Annotated in this window: 18 protein-coding genes; 2 read left to right on the top strand and 16 right to left on the bottom strand. The window is 49.6% G+C overall.

Annotated features, from left to right (window positions below):
* Positions 1–425: 425 nt before the first annotated feature.
* The 15 genes from EC840_RS15985 to EC840_RS15915 all read right to left on the bottom strand — a co-directional run bounded on the left by EC840_RS15985 (position 426) and on the right by EC840_RS15915 (position 17,427).
* Positions 426–2,138 carry an ABC transporter ATP-binding protein gene (locus tag EC840_RS15985; protein WP_120162994.1) on the bottom strand — a complete coding sequence of 571 codons (1,713 nt, stop codon included), beginning with the start codon at positions 2,136–2,138 and terminating at the stop codon, positions 426–428.
* Between the two features lie 106 nt (positions 2,139–2,244).
* Positions 2,245–2,550: a hypothetical protein gene (locus EC840_RS15980; RefSeq protein WP_112289838.1), complete on the bottom strand. Its 306-nt coding sequence runs from the start codon at positions 2,548–2,550 to the stop codon at positions 2,245–2,247.
* Between the two features lie 14 nt (positions 2,551–2,564).
* Positions 2,565–3,089 carry a hypothetical protein gene (locus EC840_RS15975; protein WP_132966086.1) on the bottom strand — a complete coding sequence of 175 codons (525 nt, stop codon included), beginning with the start codon at positions 3,087–3,089 and terminating at the stop codon, positions 2,565–2,567.
* A 159-nt stretch (positions 3,090–3,248) separates the two neighbouring features.
* The gene (locus EC840_RS15970; RefSeq protein ID WP_132966084.1) at positions 3,249–3,986 is read right to left on the bottom strand and encodes a fimbria/pilus periplasmic chaperone; all 738 of its coding nucleotides are present in this window, start codon (positions 3,984–3,986) and stop codon (positions 3,249–3,251) included.
* Positions 3,952–5,274: a fimbrial usher protein StbD gene (gene stbD / locus EC840_RS15965; RefSeq protein WP_132966082.1), complete on the bottom strand. Its 1,323-nt coding sequence runs from the start codon at positions 5,272–5,274 to the stop codon at positions 3,952–3,954. The genes EC840_RS15970 and stbD overlap by 35 nt, the downstream gene beginning before the upstream one ends.
* The gene (locus tag EC840_RS15960; RefSeq protein WP_132966080.1) at positions 5,274–7,850 is read right to left on the bottom strand and encodes a fimbrial outer membrane usher protein; all 2,577 of its coding nucleotides are present in this window, start codon (positions 7,848–7,850) and stop codon (positions 5,274–5,276) included. The genes stbD and EC840_RS15960 overlap by 1 nt, the downstream gene beginning before the upstream one ends.
* Positions 7,834–8,592, bottom strand: coding sequence for a fimbria/pilus periplasmic chaperone (locus tag EC840_RS15955; RefSeq protein ID WP_132966078.1), 759 nt, complete (start codon positions 8,590–8,592; stop codon positions 7,834–7,836). The genes EC840_RS15960 and EC840_RS15955 overlap by 17 nt, the downstream gene beginning before the upstream one ends.
* A gap of 97 nt (positions 8,593–8,689) precedes the next feature.
* Positions 8,690–9,175 (bottom strand): fimbrial protein, encoded by a 486-nt coding sequence (locus tag EC840_RS15950; protein ID WP_112289852.1) that lies wholly within the window; start codon positions 9,173–9,175, stop codon positions 8,690–8,692.
* Between the two features lie 654 nt (positions 9,176–9,829).
* Positions 9,830–11,365: an EAL domain-containing protein gene (locus EC840_RS15945; protein WP_132966076.1), complete on the bottom strand. Its 1,536-nt coding sequence runs from the start codon at positions 11,363–11,365 to the stop codon at positions 9,830–9,832.
* 32 nt (positions 11,366–11,397) lie between these two features.
* Positions 11,398–12,051 (bottom strand): response regulator transcription factor, encoded by a 654-nt coding sequence (locus EC840_RS15940; RefSeq protein ID WP_132966074.1) that lies wholly within the window; start codon positions 12,049–12,051, stop codon positions 11,398–11,400.
* Positions 12,052–12,392: 341 nt separating this feature from the next.
* Positions 12,393–13,070 (bottom strand): ATP-binding cassette domain-containing protein, encoded by a 678-nt coding sequence (locus EC840_RS15935; protein ID WP_132966072.1) that lies wholly within the window; start codon positions 13,068–13,070, stop codon positions 12,393–12,395.
* The gene (locus tag EC840_RS15930) at positions 13,063–13,932 is read right to left on the bottom strand and encodes an ABC transporter ATP-binding protein (RefSeq protein WP_132966070.1); all 870 of its coding nucleotides are present in this window, start codon (positions 13,930–13,932) and stop codon (positions 13,063–13,065) included. Before EC840_RS15930 ends, EC840_RS15935 begins: the two co-directional genes overlap by 8 nt.
* On the bottom strand, positions 13,922–14,785 hold the full coding sequence (locus EC840_RS15925) for an ABC transporter permease (protein ID WP_132966207.1): 864 nt from the start codon (positions 14,783–14,785) through the stop codon (positions 13,922–13,924). The genes EC840_RS15930 and EC840_RS15925 overlap by 11 nt, the downstream gene beginning before the upstream one ends.
* A gap of 21 nt (positions 14,786–14,806) precedes the next feature.
* On the bottom strand, positions 14,807–15,859 hold the full coding sequence (locus EC840_RS15920) for an ABC transporter permease (RefSeq protein WP_112289823.1): 1,053 nt from the start codon (positions 15,857–15,859) through the stop codon (positions 14,807–14,809).
* Complete coding sequence (locus tag EC840_RS15915) at positions 15,859–17,427, bottom strand: ABC transporter substrate-binding protein (RefSeq protein ID WP_132966068.1); 1,569 nt, start codon at positions 17,425–17,427, stop codon at positions 15,859–15,861. Before EC840_RS15915 ends, EC840_RS15920 begins: the two co-directional genes overlap by 1 nt.
* 372 nt (positions 17,428–17,799) lie before the next feature.
* Between EC840_RS15915 and EC840_RS15910 the strand changes: the two genes are divergently transcribed.
* Positions 17,800–18,204, top strand: a complete 405-nt coding sequence (locus tag EC840_RS15910) for a CidA/LrgA family protein (protein WP_112289820.1) — start codon at positions 17,800–17,802, stop codon at positions 18,202–18,204.
* Positions 18,197–18,892 (top strand): CidB/LrgB family autolysis modulator, encoded by a 696-nt coding sequence (locus EC840_RS15905; protein WP_129639905.1) that lies wholly within the window; start codon positions 18,197–18,199, stop codon positions 18,890–18,892. Before EC840_RS15910 ends, EC840_RS15905 begins: the two co-directional genes overlap by 8 nt.
* Positions 18,893–19,200: 308 nt before the next feature.
* Here the strand turns inward: EC840_RS15905 and flgL are convergent, their stop codons facing one another.
* Positions 19,201–20,163 (bottom strand): flagellar hook-associated protein FlgL, encoded by a 963-nt coding sequence (gene flgL / locus EC840_RS15900; protein WP_112289816.1) that lies wholly within the window; start codon positions 20,161–20,163, stop codon positions 19,201–19,203.
* Positions 20,164–20,185 lie beyond the last annotated feature (22 nt).

Raw genomic sequence — 20,185 nt, 5'->3', positions numbered from 1 at the left:
TTTTTTTCTGTTAACAATCGTTAAGGAATTAGTGCTATCTGAAAAGGCGTTGCATTTAAATAGTGCATAGCATGGTAATCATTTTGATGTGAACTTCATTATCTAATTAATAGAAAAAGCAGCCATAAGATTTTTGTACTACGCAATTTTTTGCCGATTAGGATTTTTAATAAGGATGCTGAACAAAATAAAGCCAAATTCAGAGAGGCAATAATTACCTGAGTGATTAAATTGAACGAAGTTGACTATTTCCCATTGCCCATATTGGGTTATTTTTATTCAAAACGGGCTTTTATTTACAACGGGCATATTAAAAGAAAGAGCATATCTCAGGCGGATCAGGAAATTTTCGGGGAACATTTTGCTGTTGAGTGGCGAGAAATCCGTAAGACGGCCCTCCCCGTTACCAGGGAGGACGCTGAAGATTAGCGGAACTGCGCGGCGTGAAGTTGTGCGTAACGACCCTGTTGAGCAAGCAGAGACTCATGCGTGCCCTGCTCAACAATACCTTCTTTATCAACCACGATAATGCGGTCGGCATTCTGAATAGTTGCCAGACGATGAGCAATCACCAGCGTGGTGCGGCCTTCAGAAAGTTCCGCCAGTGACTGCTGGATGGCCTGTTCGGTCGCCGTATCCAGTGCGGACGTTGCTTCGTCGAGGATCAGGATCGGCGGGTTTTTGAGGAAAATTCGCGCGATCGACAAACGCTGTTTCTGACCGCCAGAAAGCTTCACGCCCCGCTCACCAATCACGGTATCCATACCCAGCGGCAACGCGTCAATCACGTCATCAAGGCGTGCGCGACTGGCGGCCAGGCGAATTTCCGCTTCGCTGGCATCGAGCTTACCATAAGCAATGTTCTCGCGGATTGTCCCGCCAAACAGGAAAACATCCTGCTGCACGATGCCGATGTTATGACGCAGCGAAGTCTGGGTCATGTCGCGGATATCAATGCCATCGATGGAAATGCTGCCGCTGTCCAGCTCATAAAAACGGGGCAGCAGCGAACACAAGGTGGTTTTCCCCGCACCGGAAGGCCCGACGAACGCCAGCGTTTCTCCGGCATTAATAGAAAGCGTGATGCCATTGAGAATTTTGCTCACCGGCGTGTAGCCGAAGACGACATTGTCGTAATGAATGTCACCGCGTAAGTGACTGACCACCTGTGCGCCCGGCCGGTCAGTGATATCCGGTGAGGTATCGATAAGCTGCGTGAAGCGTTTAAAACCAGCAATCCCTTTCGGATAGCTTTCCAGTACTGAGCTGATTTTCGCCACTGGTCGGAAAAACACTTCCACCAGCAACAGGAAACCGACAAATCCGCCATACGTTAGCTGGTCATTAATCACATACCAGGTTCCGGCGATCATCACGATAATCTGCACCAGACGGGTACTGAGATAACTCAGCGTCAGACTTGCGGTCATGATTTTGTAGGCTTTCAGCTTAGTGATGCGGTAGTTATTGTTATCCGACGCAAACAGCTTTTGCTCATGATCTTCGTTGGCAAAGGCTTTCACCACGCGAATACCACCGATGCTTTCTTCTATACGTGCGTTGAAATTACCCACCATCCCGAACAGGCGTCGCCAGGTGTCGGTCATCTGCGCACCATAACGGCTGACCATCCAGGTCATTGCCGGAACAATAATGATGGTCATCAGCGCCAGCTGGACATGTACCGTCGCCATCAGGATAAACGCACCGATAAAGGTCATCACTGCAATGAACACATCTTCCGGGCCGTGATGCGCAATCTCCCCCACTTCTTCCAGATCTTTGGTGACGTGGGTAATGATGTGACCGGTTTTGGTGTTGTCGTAATAACGGAAAGACAGTTTCTGTAAATGGCTGAACGCCTGAGCACGCATGTCAGTTTCAATCCCGACGCCCAGCGCGTGTCCCCAGTAGTTCACAATCGCCATCAGTAAGGTGTTGATCACATAAATCAGCAGCAAACCGACGGTCGCGCCAATGATCAGCACCCAGTCGTGTGCGGGCAGCAACTTATCAATAAAGGTTTTGATCGCCATCGGGAAACCCAGTTCCAGTAACCCGGCCAGAATGGCGCATCCGAAATCCAGGAAGAACAGCTTTTTATAAGGAACGTAATAAGAGAAGAAACGGCGGAGCATCAGGCATCCTCATAGAAACGCCCCGAAGGCGGGCAAGTCCGTCAGTCTAAATGAAAATGGTTATCGATAAAGATAATTTTAGACCCGCCCCGCCGGAAGACCGTTTTCACAGAAGTTTGCGTACACCGTTTAAAATCACGGCAAAGGCCGCATTCAGTGCCTGCCAGGCAATCTCCTCGGTGATCGCTTCATAGGTCGCCAGCACCGCCACAAAGGTGGATTTCTGTGTCGCCAGCAAAGATTCATATTCTCCCGACCGGAAACTGCCTTTACCTTTTTCAATCTCCCAGGTCAGCTGAAGTAAGGCTTCAATCTGCGGGACGGCACTGTTTGCCACCGTATTCCAGTTTGTCCCCAGTGAAGCTTTTGCGGCCGCAATAGCCCTGTCTTTAACATCAAAAATATCACTCATCGTATTCACCTTTATTATTTATTGACTGCTTCTGTACCATTTTTTAATACCAGCTCATAAGTCAGCATCGACTGCATAATCACAGCAACCTGTTTACGCTGAAGAGTGATATACGCCGGAGAATCCTGTTGCGAACAATGCTGCCTTTTATATTTAATCTGATAGAAGATATTTCTCAGGCCAGACATCTGCTGTTCGATAGCAGGATTGTTATTTAAGATTTTGGTGCGGGATTCAATCAGTGCTAAATCCGTTTCAGCGGAATTAAAGAACGCACTGTCGGGTTCCGAAAGGGGGGAAATCAGCAAAAGCGCTTGCCCTGCGACCACGAGCGCCGCATGGCAGGCGACAACCGGCGAGGCGGGTTGCGTATTGTCAGTCATTGCCTGCGCAGTCCAGGCCACAAATTGACGGTCGGCTTTGCTCTGGAAGTCAGTAATTTGTTTATCTAAAGCAGGGTCATACTGATGCGTGGAACAACCGGTCATCGTCATTACGACAATAAAAATCGCGATCCCGGTTTTCATTATTGATTTCAAAATGCCTCTCCTGTGACTGATTCCGTAGGTGGACATTATTCCATTGTCCCTGCCATCAAAAATTAGTCACAAGAGAAGATCGGCGCAACCGGTCAGTTAATCATTTCCAATCAAATGCTAAAGTCATTTTTATCATTAAAATAAAAAACCTGCGGATGATTATTTTAATTTCTGGCTGGCTTGCCATCGCGTACCATTATCATTGATAACGTCGTATTCCACTTTATCTGACAGGTTTTTCCCTGCCGGAATTTCCACCCGCTCTGAAGTGAAAGGCGCCACCATCACACCGGGTAACTCCGTCTCTCCCGAACGAAGTGAAGAAAGCGTCAGGTGCCACGGCGTCGGATTTTGTATCAACAGTGTTTTACTGCCCGCCTCACGGTCGATGCTGAACTGCAATTTCTGTGCATCACTTTCCTTAAGCTCCCCCACTTTTTCCGGCCTGACAAACACTTTCATGCGGATTTTTAACGGCAGCACGACGCGTTTTTCATCTTTATGCTGTGTTTCGGTATTTGGCGGAATTTGGTAGATATTCAGCCAAAACACGCTTTCACGATCTTGTGGCAGGCTTCCGGCAGAAACCAGCAACAGGCGAATATTACGGATCTCCGCCGGTTTCATTTTGAACACTGGCGGGTTGATGACAATCGGGGTGTGGACCTTGTCCGGGCTCACCGTCGGGTCACCGTTATCCGTCCAGACCTGCACTACCACCGGTTCTTTCTCGGAATTCACTAAAGACAGTGATTCGGCGATGATTCCCGAGTTGAACACCACACGGGTCTTTTCCGCATTAACCACCGCGCTGGCGTGAAACGCCGTGCAACAGAGCATAATCCCCGCCGCAACGGTAACTTTATTGAAAACTGACCACCACTTGTAACTGCGCATTGACGCTCCCCGCTGTCACTGTTTCGCCACTGATTGCCTCCAGAGACGCCGTAAAATTTCCGGTGTACGTTGTGACACCGTCCGTAGAATCGCCCTGACTGGTGGTCAGATCTTTATAGGCGTACCAGCCGCCCAAATTGCCTGTTCTGGTTGTTCTGCTGGGCAGTAAAGTAAGGGCTGTGCCGCTTTCATTATAGATTTTGATCCCCACGCCGGATGCCGAGCCGCTGCTCCCGTAATTAGTGTCCAGCAAATGTGTAAGCCCTCCGGAGCTTGTCGTCAGCCCGAGGTTAGTTGCTGCTGTGACAGCCGTGGGTTGGTTGACCAGAAAACCCATTGCAACAGCGGTTGATGCTGCAGTTGTACCAACACTGGAAACAGCAGCATCTTCACATTTCAGGCTAATTGAAAATGAACTCTGGCTGGCTTCCCCACTATTTAAAGATGAAATACTCATCGTCGGTAATAATACGACTGAGGGGTAATCTTTTACCAAACACATAGCGCCACGCACAAAGGTGACATTTTGGTACATTGAAATCTGTCCAGGCCAGTTATCATAATATCCCGTGATAACAGTCTCTAATGCGCCATCAACTAAGGAAGCGGTGTTTAAACCAGGGCCGCGAAAGGCGATAAACCCTGATGCTACTGAACCATAACTATAGATTGCACTTGAATTCCCCGCCGTATAGGCCGTTGAATCAGTTTTAAAAACTTCCACGAAAGTATCAGAAAATGCACTGGCCGGAATGTAAATATAAGTATCATCCTGAACCCACTCATCCGAAGTAAGTGTTCTTGCTTGCCACCCACTCTCGTAATATTTACCCGTTTTCATATTTGTTAACCTGACAGCGACCCCATTAACATAGGTATGATACGCACTCTCAATATCGGTAGTTAACGTCCTGCCAGCATAAAGATAATATGATTGAGTGACATACAACTCTTCTAAAGAATCTGCATCTGCTAGTGCACAGCGATATAATATCTGATTAGAGGTGTATGCCTTCGAGTTTGAAGCTGTCAGGAAACTTGCTGTTGACGTGGCAAGTAAAGTTCCTCCCGGCATGAAATCGCTGCTTGTACTCAATGAAATAACAGATGGCAATCCGCTGGGACCATTCAAAAAATTACCACCACCGGCCCAGGTAGTAGCGGTATATCCTGCCGCAATCACCTCACTTGACAAAAGAGATGTGCTGGTAACCTTTCTGCAATCCGCATGCGTTATTAACGGAGCTAACAGTAATACGCCGGTAATAAGACTACGTAGTTTAATCATTATTTCCCCACAAACTCGAATTCACATGGCAGCGTCAGCTGTAAAAACTCATTATCATCACTCGCAGGTAACTGATAATTAATCCGGCACTGCTCGGACTTTTCCTTACCCCATAAAACAAACAGCACGCCGGAACGATCATTAATACGTGCGTAAATCTGCCCGGCCTGACCGACCATGCCTATATTATTTCCATCTTTATCGGTTACGTCCGAGCCCATCGCGATCATCTGACCGCCATCGAGCGTAGTGTTAATTAATACTTGTTTACCGGAGACCGTTTCAAAATTAATCTGAACAATGGCACCGGAATAAGGCACGACCTGCTGACTCCCACCCTGAATATCCACACTGGAATTTAGCCCTCTGGGGTCAAGGCTGACGGTATTATATTGATAAGGCGATAACGAAGGCATAATGGCATACCCGAAGCTGTCTATTTTCGCGCCCTGCCCGTTTTTAATCTCTGCCCCTTTGGCGCCTTTGGCTTTCACCAGCGCAAACGTATCACTGACATAAGGTCCGTAGGTCACTCCCCCCGGATGAATAAGCAGCGTACCCGATGTACCCAATCCATACTGTTTATAACCAGTGCCCTGAGAATAAGATCCACGGAACGTTCCATTAGAGGTATTTTGTTGCAATGAACCACCCCAGGTTATTTTATTACCGTTTTCCTGGTAATTTTCTACACCGCTGTATACAGAATAAGAAGAATTACTCTTCTCACCGAAGCTGCCCGATACGCTGGTGGTCCCGGACTCAGAGCTTTTATTTTTCGCCATGTTGAATGCCACGTTTGAACGTGAATCTCCCCAGTCCAGCGGCATTGAGAAACCTATTGAAATGGTGTTCTCTGTATATTTCTGACGATTATCACTATTATCCGCATCGCTGTAGTAGTTGCTGCGGGTACTGTAACTGGTGCGCTGTCTGCCAACGTTGATGTTATAGCTGATCTTTTTATAGCTATTGCTGTAGCCCAGCTGCATCTGAGTAATACGTGAATTATTACTGTAATAATCTGACGTACTGGCATTCAGGGAAAGAGACCCGAACGTATTAAAACTTTGGGCGATGGTCGCGCTGAACTGATTTTTCTGATTCAACGTATCCGAATAGTAAGTGGTGGTATTTTCAGCGGCTCGCCTTACACCCAGCACATCCTGCAAATCCCGGAAACCTTTAGTCGAGTAGCGGTATGCCGCCAGTGTCAGATTAGTGCCGGTAGTAAAAGTCTTGCTGTAACTGGCTTCCGCACGCCAGCCTGACTGGGTTTTATTATTTTCAGCCACGGCATGTGAATAAGTGGTATTGAGTCCGATAGCCCCAAACTGTGTAGCCATGACGCCACCCAGCAAATACGCCTCGTAGTCTTTCGCCAGACGAATACCGGCATTACCCGTGAAACGATTGCTTATCCCCCGTTGCAGGACACCTTCGACAAATTCGTTATCCACACTGTAATACTGCCGCACTTTTCCAAGTGCAAGTTCATAGTTCCATGAGCCAGGGCGAATAGAATCTGGCACCGCAGAATAGGGAACGGTAAATGAGGATGTCTGCCCGTTAGCTTCAATGACCGTGACCTGAAGATCGCCCTGACCTTTGGTATTAGATAAATCGTCGATAACAAAGGGGCCTGGCGATACCACGGTTTCATAAATGGTTTTACCGAGCTGGCTGACCACAACGCGCGCAGTGGTACTGGCAACGCCGCGAACTTCTGGCGCATAACCGCGTTTGCCCTGCGGCATCATTCGGGTATCGCTGGCGAGTTTGACGCCATTGAAAGACAGGCTGCCAAACAGGCTGCTGTTGGTATAACTGTCACCCAGCGTCACCAGGGAATTAATTGATGGCAGAGGTCGCTGTGCATTGGTGCGCACGCTGGTCCATTTATGACTGGTGCGCCCGTTATTATCGGTATAGCGCAGATTTGACTGATTTCTTAATTGCCAAAGACCAATATTGGTGCCGCTGTTCAGCCCGCTCCACAGATTTTTGGTTTTATAACCGCCGGTGTTGCTGGTCTCATAATAATTCGTGTTGTGCTTAACAAATAACCCCAGGCCGCCGCTGTCCCACTGAGAGACCGGAATATAACCGCGTGGCTGACGGTAAAGTAAGCTCTGCGGGATCAGCAGTTTCAGTTTCTGTGTTGACTGTTCCAGTTCCCATGATGAGGCTTTTGAGAGATCGGAAAACCACATACATTGTTTATCAACAGGTATTAAGCTGACTGCATCCACTTTTAGCTGGATCAGTTTTATAGCTTCAGCATTCAGGCAAGGCTGAACAGCGACATTATCACCCTCAGATTTACGGCTAAAGGTGATCTCAGTATTTTCTTTAACGAGCTTATTATTGACATAGAGATCTACGCGATAGATTCCCGCATCCGCCGAGACAACCTTTTCGTTAAGTTTATCCAGATTCACTGATACGCCAGAACCCTGCAGCAAGCTGGGATCAAAATAGAAATCTTCAGCTAATGCCACGGGACTGTAATTAGCGAGAACACATAAAGTTAATAGCGATGGCGTCAGTATTTTATGATTAGTAACTAATTTCATATTCGTGGCTCATCCTTGCACCCTGATCATTGAGATAATCAACAATAACTGTCGCACCTTTAATATCCTGGATTTTTTTGAACAGAACGCTTCCTTTAGAAAACGGCGCAATCATTTCCGTTTTTTGTTTGTAAACCTGTTTTCCGTGTTTAATTCTCACATCAATCACTGATGCATAAAATGGGGAGTTATTTTCAATGTTGATAACTGTTCCACCATTTTTTAACTGAGAAGTGACATTAATTTTATCAAAAAACTTTTTACTTCCGGAGGCAATGGCAACGGGTCTGTAAAAAACCTTCACACGGTTTTTTAACATGATTAGCATTTTATTCTTTTGCTGAGCACTTTCTTCACCCACATTCACCGGGGGTATTTGCAGGAAATTAAAGTAAAAAACAGATTCCCGATCCTGCGGCAAATTTACGCTGCCATTAAAGGCAATACGAAGCACCTGTCCGCCGTTGGCCGCAATTCGAAAGAGTGCCGGCGAAGCATTAAACGGAGCCTTAGCTGTTGCGGGTGTTGACTCAGTGTCTCCATCATCCAGCCAAGTTTGCACGGCATAAGGAATGATATCTTTATTACGAAATTCAACGTCTACTGAAGCGTTATCTGAGGGGTAAATAATCCGGTTGCCAATCATAGTGACACTGGCAGATGCCATTACAGAGAATAGTGATAATATCAACAACAGAAATAAACCAGTTGTTTTTTTAATCAGATTGCGATTATTAAACATATGAACATTAAACTTATAATTTTATCGGATATCAGTGGCACGCCGCATGATATAAAATAAGATGGCAGCGTTCTGCCATCTTGCGATTATTTAACGCTTACTGATAAGTCACTGCATATTGCAGTGAAGCCGCAACAGTACCTGCTGTAGCAACATCAGTCGCATAATATTGAGCGGTATATGTCGCGGTCGAAGCCGTGTCACCTGCAGCTAAAGTCAGATCGCCTTCGGCCGTATAGGTTGAACTTAAGTCAATCTCAGTGCCTTTTGTATCCAGAATTTGAACTGTTACGTTTTCTGCTGTACCAGTATTACCTAAAGTGCCATTTGTCGTTTCAACCAAATTGCCGACAAATACCGTGCTAATAGCTGTTGAGTCAGTACTACCTGTGCAACCACTCACACCCATTTCGAATGTCGTCGCGCCCGCTACGTCACCTGACGCAGATAAATCAGACGTTGAGACAGTAGGTAATAAGATAATTGGCGCAGTGTCATTACCATTTACGGTCAATGAACAGGTTTCATCAGTGACTTCGCCCTGAAACGAAATAGTGTTATCAGATACAGCAGATGCCGTCATTGAATAACCCGCTACCAGTAAACCACAAGCCACTAAAATTTTCTTATTCACGTCTTTTCTCCATTAGATTAATTTCCTTCTGGCAGGTCCCTTCGCCGGGTACGCTGCCAGTGCTAGTCACTATAAAGTCACGACCTTTTTCGGCAATCAATCTCGTCAAAAACGCATAAATTAGTGAATTATTCTTCTGATGTGAGTTATTTCATACACTAATCCACTAAATTGATGTAGATCCGTTTTCCTGCCAGAGAAATAATCTGCAATTTTAATTAACATCTCGAAAACATATTCCTTCCTTACGATTTCTTAACTAGGAATATTCTAAATATAATTAAACGCCCGCCTATAAACTGCGCCATTAAGATGATTAACAGATCGCAAAATAATCATTCGGCGTGTTATTTAACCGGAAATATCAATTACAACCAGATTGAATATTTTCAGAATGATATTTATGTCAGGACTGAGTAAATATTGATGTCGCTCAAGAATCACTAAAAACGCTCAAATGGGAAAACCATGGCGACATTGATGTGCTTTAGACAAGCAGATGCGAGATAGAAGATGGAAATCATGAGAGGTGAAAATAAAGCGGATTGACCCGATGATGGAGGTACAAAGATAAAAGGGGCACAAGGCCCCAGTCTGACACGCTCAGGAGGTGATTTTATCAATATCCACCGGCCTGCCGTAAAACCAGCCCTGTCCGACAATGCGTGGATATTCTTTCAGGAAAAAGTCCGCCTGATGCTGTTCTTCTATTCCTTCCACAATAATGGTCGCACCGGTCTGGGCGAGCATTTCCAGCATCATTTTCAGCATTTTGAAACTGACTGACTGACTGCCAACAGAATCGGTGAAGATCTTGTCAATCTTAATAAAATCAAACGATAACTTGCTCAGATAATCCAGATTGGAATAACCGGTACCGAAATCATCCAGCGCAATGCGGTAGCCGTAATCTCTCAGCCGGGCTAATGACTCTTTGAGCAGCCGATGGTCTGCCGTCGAACGTTCCGTGATTTCTAATACAATTTGTTTGCGGTGAAGCCTGCTTTTATCGACCTCTTCTTCGAGAAACACCCTGAAATCCGCCTCAGTCACATCCGCGGTAGTGATGTTAATACTCACAAATAAAGCGTTATTCTCCCGTAAGAGTGGTGCGATTTCTGTCAGCGTCCGCGTGACGACAGACCGGGTGAGTGCCTTAATCTGATGTGTCGACTCAGCCAGTTTGATAAACACATCCGGTGGTATATTGTCGCCGTTTACCTCTTTCCAGCGGGCCAGCGCTTCGTACCCAATCACCCTGCCGGTATCAATATCCACAAAGGGTTGATAGTTGATATAAATGTCATCCCGGCTGATCGCCATCCTGAGTTTATTCTGTAATGAACGGGTATTACTGATGTATTGGAGGAGTGCGAAAGTAAACATTCCACCGGCTGCTAATGCTGCAAGAATAATAAATACTGTCGCCGTGGCTGAAAGGGAAAAAAGTCCGATCTGAGTGTTTCTGGCCATCACGCAAATATCATATCGTTTACTGCATTCCGTGAACCGGGCTTTGTGCCACCACGCAAAACCTTGCATTTCGTTAACATCCCGCACCAGTCCGGCGGTGTCGCCAAACAGCCTGAAAACATGGTCGTGCCGGTGGTTGATCAGCACGGCACCGAAGCCGTTATATGGAACATAAATGTCACGAAATGCGGCCGGTGTCGGAAAAAGCAGAACGTTCTTCGATTCCATCATATCGGCGGTGATCCGCGGGTCTACAATGCCGCTGAAGGATGTCCATATGCGCTGACCATAACGGGTGATGGCATCGGGCACCGACATCGTCACCGGCTCCGGTAAACGGCCGCGCATCGCCGTACATTTCAGCTGGTGATCACGGATGTAGCCAATGTCTGAGATAAATACCGAGGTAAATGAGAGATAACGAATTTCATCGAGAAATTTATCACTGCATGTTTCATCGCGTATGGCATTCACTTTACTGACGATTTTACCGGACTCATCAGCAACTTCCAGTCCGCGCGTCATGATGTGTCGGGCATAGGAAGCCAGATAGTCACGATCATACGTCGCGATGACGAGATGTGTGACAATCAGGATAAATGTGGCTACCAGCAAGGTACCTGACAGAAATAATAAAGGCCGGCCAACAGATTTTGCGGTTTTCATGGTGTGCCTGAAATGAAAGTATTGATGCAATATTATTTTAAAGAAACCGGCGGATACTCGCCAAACTTGCTTCCGGCAAGTGCCATGAACTGACTGAATGCCACATTATTACTCACTTTAAGTTTATCCATAATGATGTGCTTCACCCGGCTGATGCGTCGATATTGGGTTTTCATTTTCGTCGCAATTTCAGTAATGCTCATTTGCTGGCTGAACATAATCAGCACTTCCCATTCATAATCGCTCAGTATTTCGAAATCGTAACGAAGTTTCCTGTCTTCGTAAAAGAGTACGCTCACCATGCTCGTTGCATTAAGGATTTGCGCTGCGGAAGCACGGCAGCCCTCAATGCCTAATTGTTTCATATAGATAGCATCTGCATTACTCTGAATCAGTAAAGCAGGAATTTCTATTTCAGTATGAATAATCATATCAATGGCGGGGAATTGTGCTTTAAGTTTTCTTAAGAAATCCAGGCCTTCAATAATAGACGTATTGACATCATAAACCTCACTGAAAACCACATCCAATTTTCGCAATTCCAGCAAAGACTTGAGGGATATGAAATTAGAAAGTGTGCCTTCAATAATAATGTCACTCTCTTCTCTCAGGATCTGCGACATTACATCACTGACCATCGAAAGTGGTTCCATAATTGCCACTTTCTCTCTTCTTTTCCACGCCATTAATTATTCCTTACTTTGATTAAATCCTCGCTTTATTTTATCAAGCCACTTTTGGAATTTTGATCTGGGAATAAATTTTAAGATTAGGTTAATAATTTCGAAAAAACCAGCGAGCGTGGGCAATATCCCAAATAATGTCAGATGTTTGTATTATTTCAGGATAAAAATCTGCCGGGATCCTTACTAAACAAAGTTTAAACAAGATAGCAATGGAATGGCAACTAGGAATATTCTTATTGAAATTAAACCGGATGGATTTTTTTTGCTGCCAAAGCTGGCCTCAGCAGGCCAGTTCGGGGGTGAATTTTGACAGTGAGCAACCCGGCTGGCTCCTCAGCGAATTAACTCAGAACAACTCCTTTTGCCATATGTACGGCTCTGTCGCACATATGGTCAATCACGTCCGCATCATGGCTCACCAGAATCATGGTCAGGTCACTGCTGGCTTTAAGATCGTTGAGCAGGTTAAGGATTTCCGCCTGCACTGACATATCGAGCGCAGACGTGGGTTCATCGAGCAATAACAGCTTAGGCTTAAGCAACAGCGCGCGCACAATCGCCACGCGCTGGCGCTGGCCGCCGGAAAGCTGATGCGGATAACGGTGCATCAGCGCCGGATCCAGCCCGACCTGACGGAATCCTTCAGCAATCTTTTGTTCGATATCCTGCTCTTTAAGGATTTTTAACGGTTCAGCCAGCGTGCGCAGCAACTTGTGTTTCGGGTGCAGCGAGGCGTAGGGATCCTGAAACACCATCTGTACGTCACGGCGCAGACTGCCGGTGAACGGCTTGCCGGGTTTTACGTGGTGATCGAGCAGCGTCAGGCCGCCGTCCCAGTGACCGTTCAGCCCCGCCAGTACCCACAAAAGAGAAGATTTACCGCAACCGGACGGCCCGACCAGCCCGAAGCACTCACCTTTATTAATCGTCAGGTTGACGTTATGTACCACGGTGCGGACTTCAACGCCCTGACGGTGGGACACGCTCAGCTGATGCAGTTCAGCAATTGCCTCACTCATGATTCGGCTCCTGTTTTAAAGAGGCCAGCAGCGCACGATCCAGCACCGGCAGGCGTTCGCCGTGGGTAAATTTGCTCGGTCTGCACGACCATAACGTGTGGGTATACGGATGCGTGGCATGTGCCAGCTGATCCGCAGGCAATTCATCGAGCAGTTCGCCTTTATACATCACCAGTACGCGCTCGCAGTAGTGCGCCACCTGTTGCAGGTCGTGGCTGATCAGGATCAGCCCCATATTGCGCTGTTCGACCAGACGTTCGATTAAGCCCAGCACCTGTTCACGCATGTCAAAATCCAGGGCCGACGTCGGTTCATCGGCGATCAGCCACTGCGGATCGTTGATCAGCGCAATCGCCAGCATCACGCGCTGGCCCATCCCGCCGGAAAGCTGATGCGGATATTGCTGTTGCAGAAAAGCCGGATTGGGCAAACCGACGGCATTCAGCATGTCGGCTACTTTTTCCTGACGCTCTTTACGCCCGAGACGCGTATGCAAACGCAGCGGCTCTTCGACCTGTTTGCCGATTTTTTGCGTCGGATTCAGCGCATGTTTCGGATCCTGCATCACCATCGAAACACGATTGCCGCGCAGTTTGTTCCATTCGCGTTCCTTTAACGTGGTCAGGTCGTGATCGCCCAGCGTCAGTTGCGAAGCACGCAGCTGGCACGGATGCGGCAGCAGCCCCATCAGCGCACGGGCGGTCAGGGATTTACCGGAACCGGATTCGCCAACCAGCGCCACGCGTTCCTGCCCGACGCTGAGTGAAAGGGATTTCACCAGTTCCAGCGGACGTTCGCCCGGCAGATAAATGGTGAGATCTTTCGCGACAAGTTTGTCGGTATTTAAGGAATCAGTTGCCATGTCGTGGATCCATTTTGTCACGCAGGCCATCGCCCAGCAGGTTGAAAGCCAGGCTGGCAAACAGAATTGCCCCACCCGGTGCAGCGGCGACCCACCACTGGTCGAAAATCACTTTACTGCCTTCGGCAACCATCGAGCCCCATTCCGCGGTCGGCGGCTGAATACCCATGCCGAGAAAGCCCAGACCGGCGGATGCCAGAATAATGCCGCCGAGGCTGAGTGCGGCCCGCACCACGGCGCTCGGTAAACACAGCGGGAGGATGTGACCAAACATCAGGCGCAATCCGCCGATGCCCTGCATACGCGCCGCGGCCAGATAATCACTGCGGCGCAGTGCCAGCGTTTCCGCCCTCGCCTGACGGGCAAACGGCGGCCAGCTGGTAAAGGCCAGCGCCAGCGCCCCGTTCATCAGGCCGGGACCGAGAATAGCCACCAGCGCCAGCGCCATTACCAGACTTGGCAATGACATCACGATGTCGGTCAGACGCATCAGAATGCGCTCGAACCAGCCACCGATATAACCGGCGCTGATGCCGATCAGCAGGCCGACCGGAATGGTCAGCACCAGGATCAGTGACACCAGCAGCAGCGTCGGACGCGCGCCGTAAATCACACGGGAAAGCAGGTCGCGGCCAAAACCGTCGGTGCCCAGCCAGTGCTGATGTGAAGGCGGCAGTAAGCGCAGTTCGATGTGCTGAATGTTCGGATCAAACGGTGCCAGTAAAGGTGCGAGCAGCGCGGTCAGCACCAGAATGGCGACCAGCACCAGTCCGACGCTCAGCGTGGTAATGCGTCGCGCAGGCTTCCAGACGGTAGTCTCGATTTCGACCTGCGCTGGTTGTTCAGGGATCATTTGTTGTGTCATAAGCGAAAACTACCGGGTCCGCGGATCGAGCAAATAAGTAAGGGCGTCAGCCAGTGCGTTCAGCAGCACGAAACAGGTACCGATCAGCAGCGTCGCGCCAAGGATAGCTGGCGTATCTGCCGCGAACAGCGCGGTAGTCAGATAACGTCCGACACCCGGCCAGGCGAATACGGTTTCGGTCAGTACTGCGCCTTCGAGCAGGCTGGCGTAGGAAAGCGAAAGCACGGTGATCAGTGTTCCGAGCACATTCGGGAAGACGTGGCAGAGTAAAACCCGCGCCCTGCCCGCGCCTTTGGAACGCGCCAGAATCACGTATTCTTTGTTCATTTCACCGAGCATCGAGGCGCGCAGAAGACGGGTAATGCCCGCCATCGACAACATCGCCAGCACGGTTACCGGCAGCCACAAATGGCTGATGGCGTTGTAGAACATGTCGCGGTCGCCGGAAAGCCAGGTATCAATCAGCACAAATCCGGTGCGCGGCGTCATGGTGTACATATACAAGTCGTCCAGTCGTCCCGGACCGCCCGCCCAGTGCAGCACTGCGTAAAACAGCAAAAGACCGAGCAGGCTCAGCCAGAATATCGGCACGGAATACCCGAGCAGCGACACCATTCTGGCGACGTTATCCAGCCAGCTGCCTGGTTTCCAGACCGCCAGCAGCGCCAGCAAAATGCCGAGCGATCCGCCAAGCAGAATGGCACAGGTGGCCAGTTCGACGGTCGCCGGGAAAGTGCGCATCAAATCGCTGGCGACCGGCTGCGCGGTGATGCGGGAAATCCCCATATCGCCGTGCGCCAGATGATCCAGATAACGGGCGAACTGCACCGGTACCGACTGATCGAGACCTAAATCACGACGCACCTGCGCATAGGTCGCTTCACTGGCGTGATCGCCCGCCACCTGAAGTGTCGGGTCAATCGGGGCAAGATGGGAAAGCGTAAAGGTGAACGCCAGCAGGCCGAGCAACGTCAGCGCCAGCGAAATCACGCCGGTCAGCAGACGGCCTGACCAGCGCCAACCCTGCCGGACGAATCCGGCGGGCGTTGAACTGTCTGTCATTACTTGGTGACCTTGCTGTAGAAGACCATGTCAGGGTTGATGCCCTGCACGTAGCCCTTAATGTTGTCACGCACGGCGATCAGGCTTTTAGCCTGTAAGCCGATGACAAACGGTGAGTTTTTCTGCACTTCCAGTTGCAGCTGACGGTAATCCGCCACGCGTTTAGCCTGATCCGGCTCGGCAATCGCCGCCAGTGTCAGTTTATTGAGCGCAGGAATCGACCAGTTGGCGCGCCATGCCAGCGTTTTGCTGCCATCTTCCGGATTGAAAGCAAACGCGGAAGCATTGGTGTTCGGGTCAAAATAGTCCGGGCCCCATGAAGACATATAGGCGTCGTATTCATGCGCTTTCACTTTAGTGGAAATCTGCGAGCTTAAACCCAGATCGAGTTTAACGGTCACGCCGCCCTGCGCGAAGCTGGCCTGCAACGCCTGAGCGATATCCAGATACGGCGGCTGGTTGGCGGTAGACAAAGTAAAGCTGACGTTGGTCAGCCCGGCTTTCGCCAGAATCGCTTTGGCTTTGGCCGGGTCATAGGTGTATGGCGTATCGTTCAGCGCGCCCAGATAACCTTCCGGCAGGAACGACTGATGCACCTGGAACTGGTTTTTCATCAGGTCATGCGCGATGTGGTTATAGTCGAACAGGTAACGCGCCGCTTCCCAGAAGGCCGGATTGCCCAGCGCCGGAGACGCTTTGGCGTTGAACTGCATGAAATATAACGAGGCATATGGCACGGCGAGCGGTTTCACGCCTTTTTTGCCTTCGAGCGCCGCCATCTGATCCGAACCGAGGTTGCGTGCCATATCCGCATCGCCCTGCTCAATCAGCAGACGGCGAGCAGCCGGATCCGGTACGTTTTTAATCAGGATAGTTTTCAGCTTCGGCGCGCCTTCAGGAGACGTCGGGTTGGCGGAGAGGATCACCACTTCATGCGGAATATAGTTACGGATCTGATACGGACCGGAACCGGCAGAATGGTTGCTCAGCCACTGATGACCGAGGTCGTCAGCCGTCGCGTTAGCTTTCACCAGTTTGCTGTCGACAATCGAGGATACCGGCGCAGACAGCAGGCTCAGCACGAAAGACGGGCTGACATCGGCGGTCCAGCTGACTTTCACATGCTGATCGTCGACTTTCGTCAGGAGGGTATCGACGTTTTTATCAGTCCAGCCCAGCTGAGTCAGAATGAAAGAAGGTTCGAGATTAAGTTTCACCACGCGTGACAGCGAGAAAATCACGTCATCGGCGGTCAGCGGATTACCGCTGGCAAACACGGCTTTCGGCGACAGGGTAAACGTCAGGCTGCGGTTATCTTTGCCCGCTTCCCAGGAATTCGCCAGCGTGGGTTTCAGATCAATCGGGTTATTAGGATCTGACTGCACCAGACGCTGATAAATATTGTTGAAAGCCTGAACCGTGGTCAGCTCAAAGCCCTGCGCCGGGTCAAAGCTGGAAGTGTCATCAATGGACTGGGCGATGACCAGCGTGTCCGGCGGTGTGGCGGCCTGAACCGCGAAAGTAGCCGCAATAGCCGTAAACAGGACGGACGGTAATAAAGCTTTCATCAGGTCAGACTCTCCAAAGTAGCGAAATTGCTAAAGTTTTGTTGAGTGTAAAGTTTCTTCAACTTCCCAGAAAGTCTGATAAATACTATCGTTATGCTAATTTTGAATAACGTTATCTGATTGGTTATTAAAGCCGCAGGACGGGCTCTGGCGGGGCATTGTTACTGTACAAACGGGGACGAGCTCGGGCAAAGCGACAGACACTATTACAAGGGCCATCGGCGGCTGATTATACGGGGGATATGAGTCATTTCAGCAGCCAAACCCTGCGGTTTTGGCATACACTTCATTCCTAAATTTCATACTGAGTTATGTGGCGCAGATCACATCTTAATTGTATGATGAATGCATCATTCAACTGGGTGAAACACCATGAGCAATGCAACTTCTCTGGCATTCCAATATATCCGGGCATTTATTCTGATTTATCTGTGTTTATTCGCCGGGAATGCCATTTCATCTCTTCTGCCGCTGACGATCCCGGGCAGCATTATCGGAATGCTGATCTTATTCGCCCTGCTTTCCACGCAGATTCTGCCGTTTAAATGGGTCAAACCCGGCTGCAACATTCTGATCCGCTATATGGCGCTGCTGTTTGTGCCTATAGGCGTCGGGGTGATGAACTATTACGAGCAGCTGCGCACGCAGTTCGGCCCGCTGGTGGTGTCCTGTCTGGTCAGTACGATTATCGTGTTACTGGTTGTCGCGTATTGTTCCCACTATATCCACGGTGAACGCGGCGTGGTGACAGACAAAGCGGAGAAAGAAAATGATTGATATTTTGTGGTCGCTTCCGCTGACCTTGCTGGTCTTTTTCGCCACCCGCAAACTGGCTATCAAACTCAAAATGCCGCTGCTGAATCCGTTACTGATGTCGATGGTGGTGATTATCCCGTTGCTGCTGGTGACCCATATTCCTTACGCCCGCTATTTCGCCGGCAGTAAAATCCTCAATGATTTGCTGCAACCGGCTGTAGTGGCACTGGCGTTTCCGCTGTACGAACAGCTGCATCAGATCCGTGCCCGCTGGAAATCCATCATCAGCATCTGCTTTATCGGCAGCGTCGTCGCCATGGTCACCGGCACGGCAATCGCGTTATGGATGGGTGCAACACCACAGATTGCCGCCTCGGTGTTACCGAAATCCGTCACCACGCCGATTGCCATGGCGACGGCACAGTCCATTAACGGCATTCCGGCCATCAGCGCGGTCTGCGTGATTTTCGTCGGCATCCTTGGCGCCGTATTTGGTCATACGATCCTGAACATATTAAAGATCACCACCAAAGCGTCACGCGGACTGGCAATGGGCACCGCCTCACACGCCCTCGGTACCGCCCGCTGCGCAGAAATGGATTATCAGGAAGGCGCCTTCAGCTCCCTGGCGCTGGTCATCTGCGGGATCATCACCTCCCTCCTCGCTCCGTTCCTGTTCCCGGTATTACTCGCCATGTTTGGTCATTAACGAATAATCACCTCACTCTACGCCCCTCAAAATAGTTCGGATTGGATCAAGGCGGCAACTGAGCGAATCCCCGGGAGCATACAACAAGTATGTGACCGGGGTTCGCGAAGGCAGCCAACGCTGAGCCAGTCTGAAATATGAAGAGGGAAAAAGATGTATGTCGCCAAACCTTAGAAAGACGACATACAAAGCTGAGAGTACCCGGTTTAAGTACAGTCAGAAAAATGCCTGCCGGCCCGCATTTGGCGGACTGGCAGCAGATTATGAAGAGGATAAAACGGGCGCGCGATGCGGGCGCGCCGGAGGGATTACGAGTTCATCTGGAACAGCGACATACCTTGCATGGAGCTGTAGGTCTTGTATGACGCCTGAAGTGCAACCTGTTGCAGCGTGTAGGTCGAAATCGCTGAGGTCCACTCGGTATCAACCAGATTGCTGAGCTTGGTGGAGTTGGTCACGTCGCGGTTATCACCGAGCGTATCGAGACTGTCGAGCTCACTCATTTGCGTACCGAGCTCAGAGCGCACGGACAACACGTTGTTAAGGGAGTTGCTCAGGCCACGGTTGGCTTTATCGATCGCGTCGGAATATTCAGTATCCGAGGTGTAATCCGCTGAAGGCGTTTTCAGTGCGGTCAGCGCGCTGTCGATCGTCTTAAAGATATCGGATTCGCCGGTCGTGCCGTCAGGTTCTTTCTTCGCATCACCGGTCAGGGAGTTGAAAATCTGATTACCCGTGTGGTTGATGGTCATGGTACGGCTGGCATCAACCTGCTGGGTGATCGCCGTATCGCCGCCGGAATACGTCACCGCACCGGTGGTCGGATCCTGCGTGTAAGGCGCGGTATCACTTTTATAACCGGCGAAAATATAGCGCCCGTTACCGTCGGTGCTGTTCGCCATATTCACTAACTGCGATTTCAGACTTTCCAGCTTGGTGGCCAGAGAAGAACGGTCATCGTCACTCAGCGAGCCATCACCGGCCTGTACGATCAGCGTCTGCGCATCCTGAATGGTGGACGTCACGCTCGACAGAATCGATTCTTCCTGACTCATGCTCTGGTTAGCAAAAGTACGCGCAACAGAGAACTGGCTGTTTTCAGACTGCGCCTGTCGCACGAGCACGGCCTGTGAAGCCGCCAGCGGATCGTCAGAAGGCTTACTGACTTTCGAGCCGGTAGAAAGCTGTAAACCGGTCGCCTGGAAACGGTTCTGCCCATCCAGCACCGCATCCATGTTTTGTTGGTAAATTATATTGGTACTAAGGCGCATGGCATCAGTTCCTTATCAGTTC

This window comes from Rahnella sp. JUb53 (genome assembly GCF_004346065.1).
GTDB lineage: Bacteria > Pseudomonadota > Gammaproteobacteria > Enterobacterales > Enterobacteriaceae > Rahnella > Rahnella variigena.
Note: the sequence above shows the minus strand (reverse complement) of the source record. Positions and strands in the feature narration are given on the sequence as shown.

What these genes read in the sequence shown, in the direction of transcription:
- EC840_RS15985 (WP_120162994.1), bottom strand. Translation starts at nt 2,138, where the DNA reads ATGCTCCGCCGTTTCTTCTCTTATTACGTTCCTTATAAAAAGCTGTTC.
- EC840_RS15980 (WP_112289838.1), bottom strand. Translation starts at nt 2,550, where the DNA reads ATGAGTGATATTTTTGATGTTAAAGACAGGGCTATTGCGGCCGCAAAA.
- EC840_RS15970 (WP_132966084.1), bottom strand. Translation starts at nt 3,986, where the DNA reads ATGCGCAGTTACAAGTGGTGGTCAGTTTTCAATAAAGTTACCGTTGCG.
- stbD (WP_132966082.1), bottom strand. Translation starts at nt 5,274, where the DNA reads ATGATTAAACTACGTAGTCTTATTACCGGCGTATTACTGTTAGCTCCG.
- EC840_RS15960 (WP_132966080.1), bottom strand. Translation starts at nt 7,850, where the DNA reads ATGAAATTAGTTACTAATCATAAAATACTGACGCCATCGCTATTAACT.
- EC840_RS15955 (WP_132966078.1), bottom strand. Translation starts at nt 8,592, where the DNA reads ATGTTTAATAATCGCAATCTGATTAAAAAAACAACTGGTTTATTTCTG.
- EC840_RS15950 (WP_112289852.1), bottom strand. Translation starts at nt 9,175, where the DNA reads ATGACGGCATCTGCTGTATCTGATAACACTATTTCGTTTCAGGGCGAA.
- EC840_RS15945 (WP_132966076.1), bottom strand. Translation starts at nt 11,365, where the DNA reads ATGAAAACCGCAAAATCTGTTGGCCGGCCTTTATTATTTCTGTCAGGT.
- EC840_RS15940 (WP_132966074.1), bottom strand. Translation starts at nt 12,051, where the DNA reads ATGGCGTGGAAAAGAAGAGAGAAAGTGGCAATTATGGAACCACTTTCG.
- EC840_RS15935 (WP_132966072.1), bottom strand. Translation starts at nt 13,070, where the DNA reads ATGAGTGAGGCAATTGCTGAACTGCATCAGCTGAGCGTGTCCCACCGT.
- EC840_RS15930 (WP_132966070.1), bottom strand. Translation starts at nt 13,932, where the DNA reads ATGGCAACTGATTCCTTAAATACCGACAAACTTGTCGCGAAAGATCTC.
- EC840_RS15925 (WP_132966207.1), bottom strand. Translation starts at nt 14,785, where the DNA reads ATGATCCCTGAACAACCAGCGCAGGTCGAAATCGAGACTACCGTCTGG.
- EC840_RS15920 (WP_112289823.1), bottom strand. Translation starts at nt 15,859, where the DNA reads ATGACAGACAGTTCAACGCCCGCCGGATTCGTCCGGCAGGGTTGGCGC.
- EC840_RS15915 (WP_132966068.1), bottom strand. Translation starts at nt 17,427, where the DNA reads ATGAAAGCTTTATTACCGTCCGTCCTGTTTACGGCTATTGCGGCTACT.
- EC840_RS15910 (WP_112289820.1), top strand. Translation starts at nt 17,800, where the DNA reads ATGAGCAATGCAACTTCTCTGGCATTCCAATATATCCGGGCATTTATT.
- EC840_RS15905 (WP_129639905.1), top strand. Translation starts at nt 18,197, where the DNA reads ATGATTGATATTTTGTGGTCGCTTCCGCTGACCTTGCTGGTCTTTTTC.
- flgL (WP_112289816.1), bottom strand. Translation starts at nt 20,163, where the DNA reads ATGCGCCTTAGTACCAATATAATTTACCAACAAAACATGGATGCGGTG.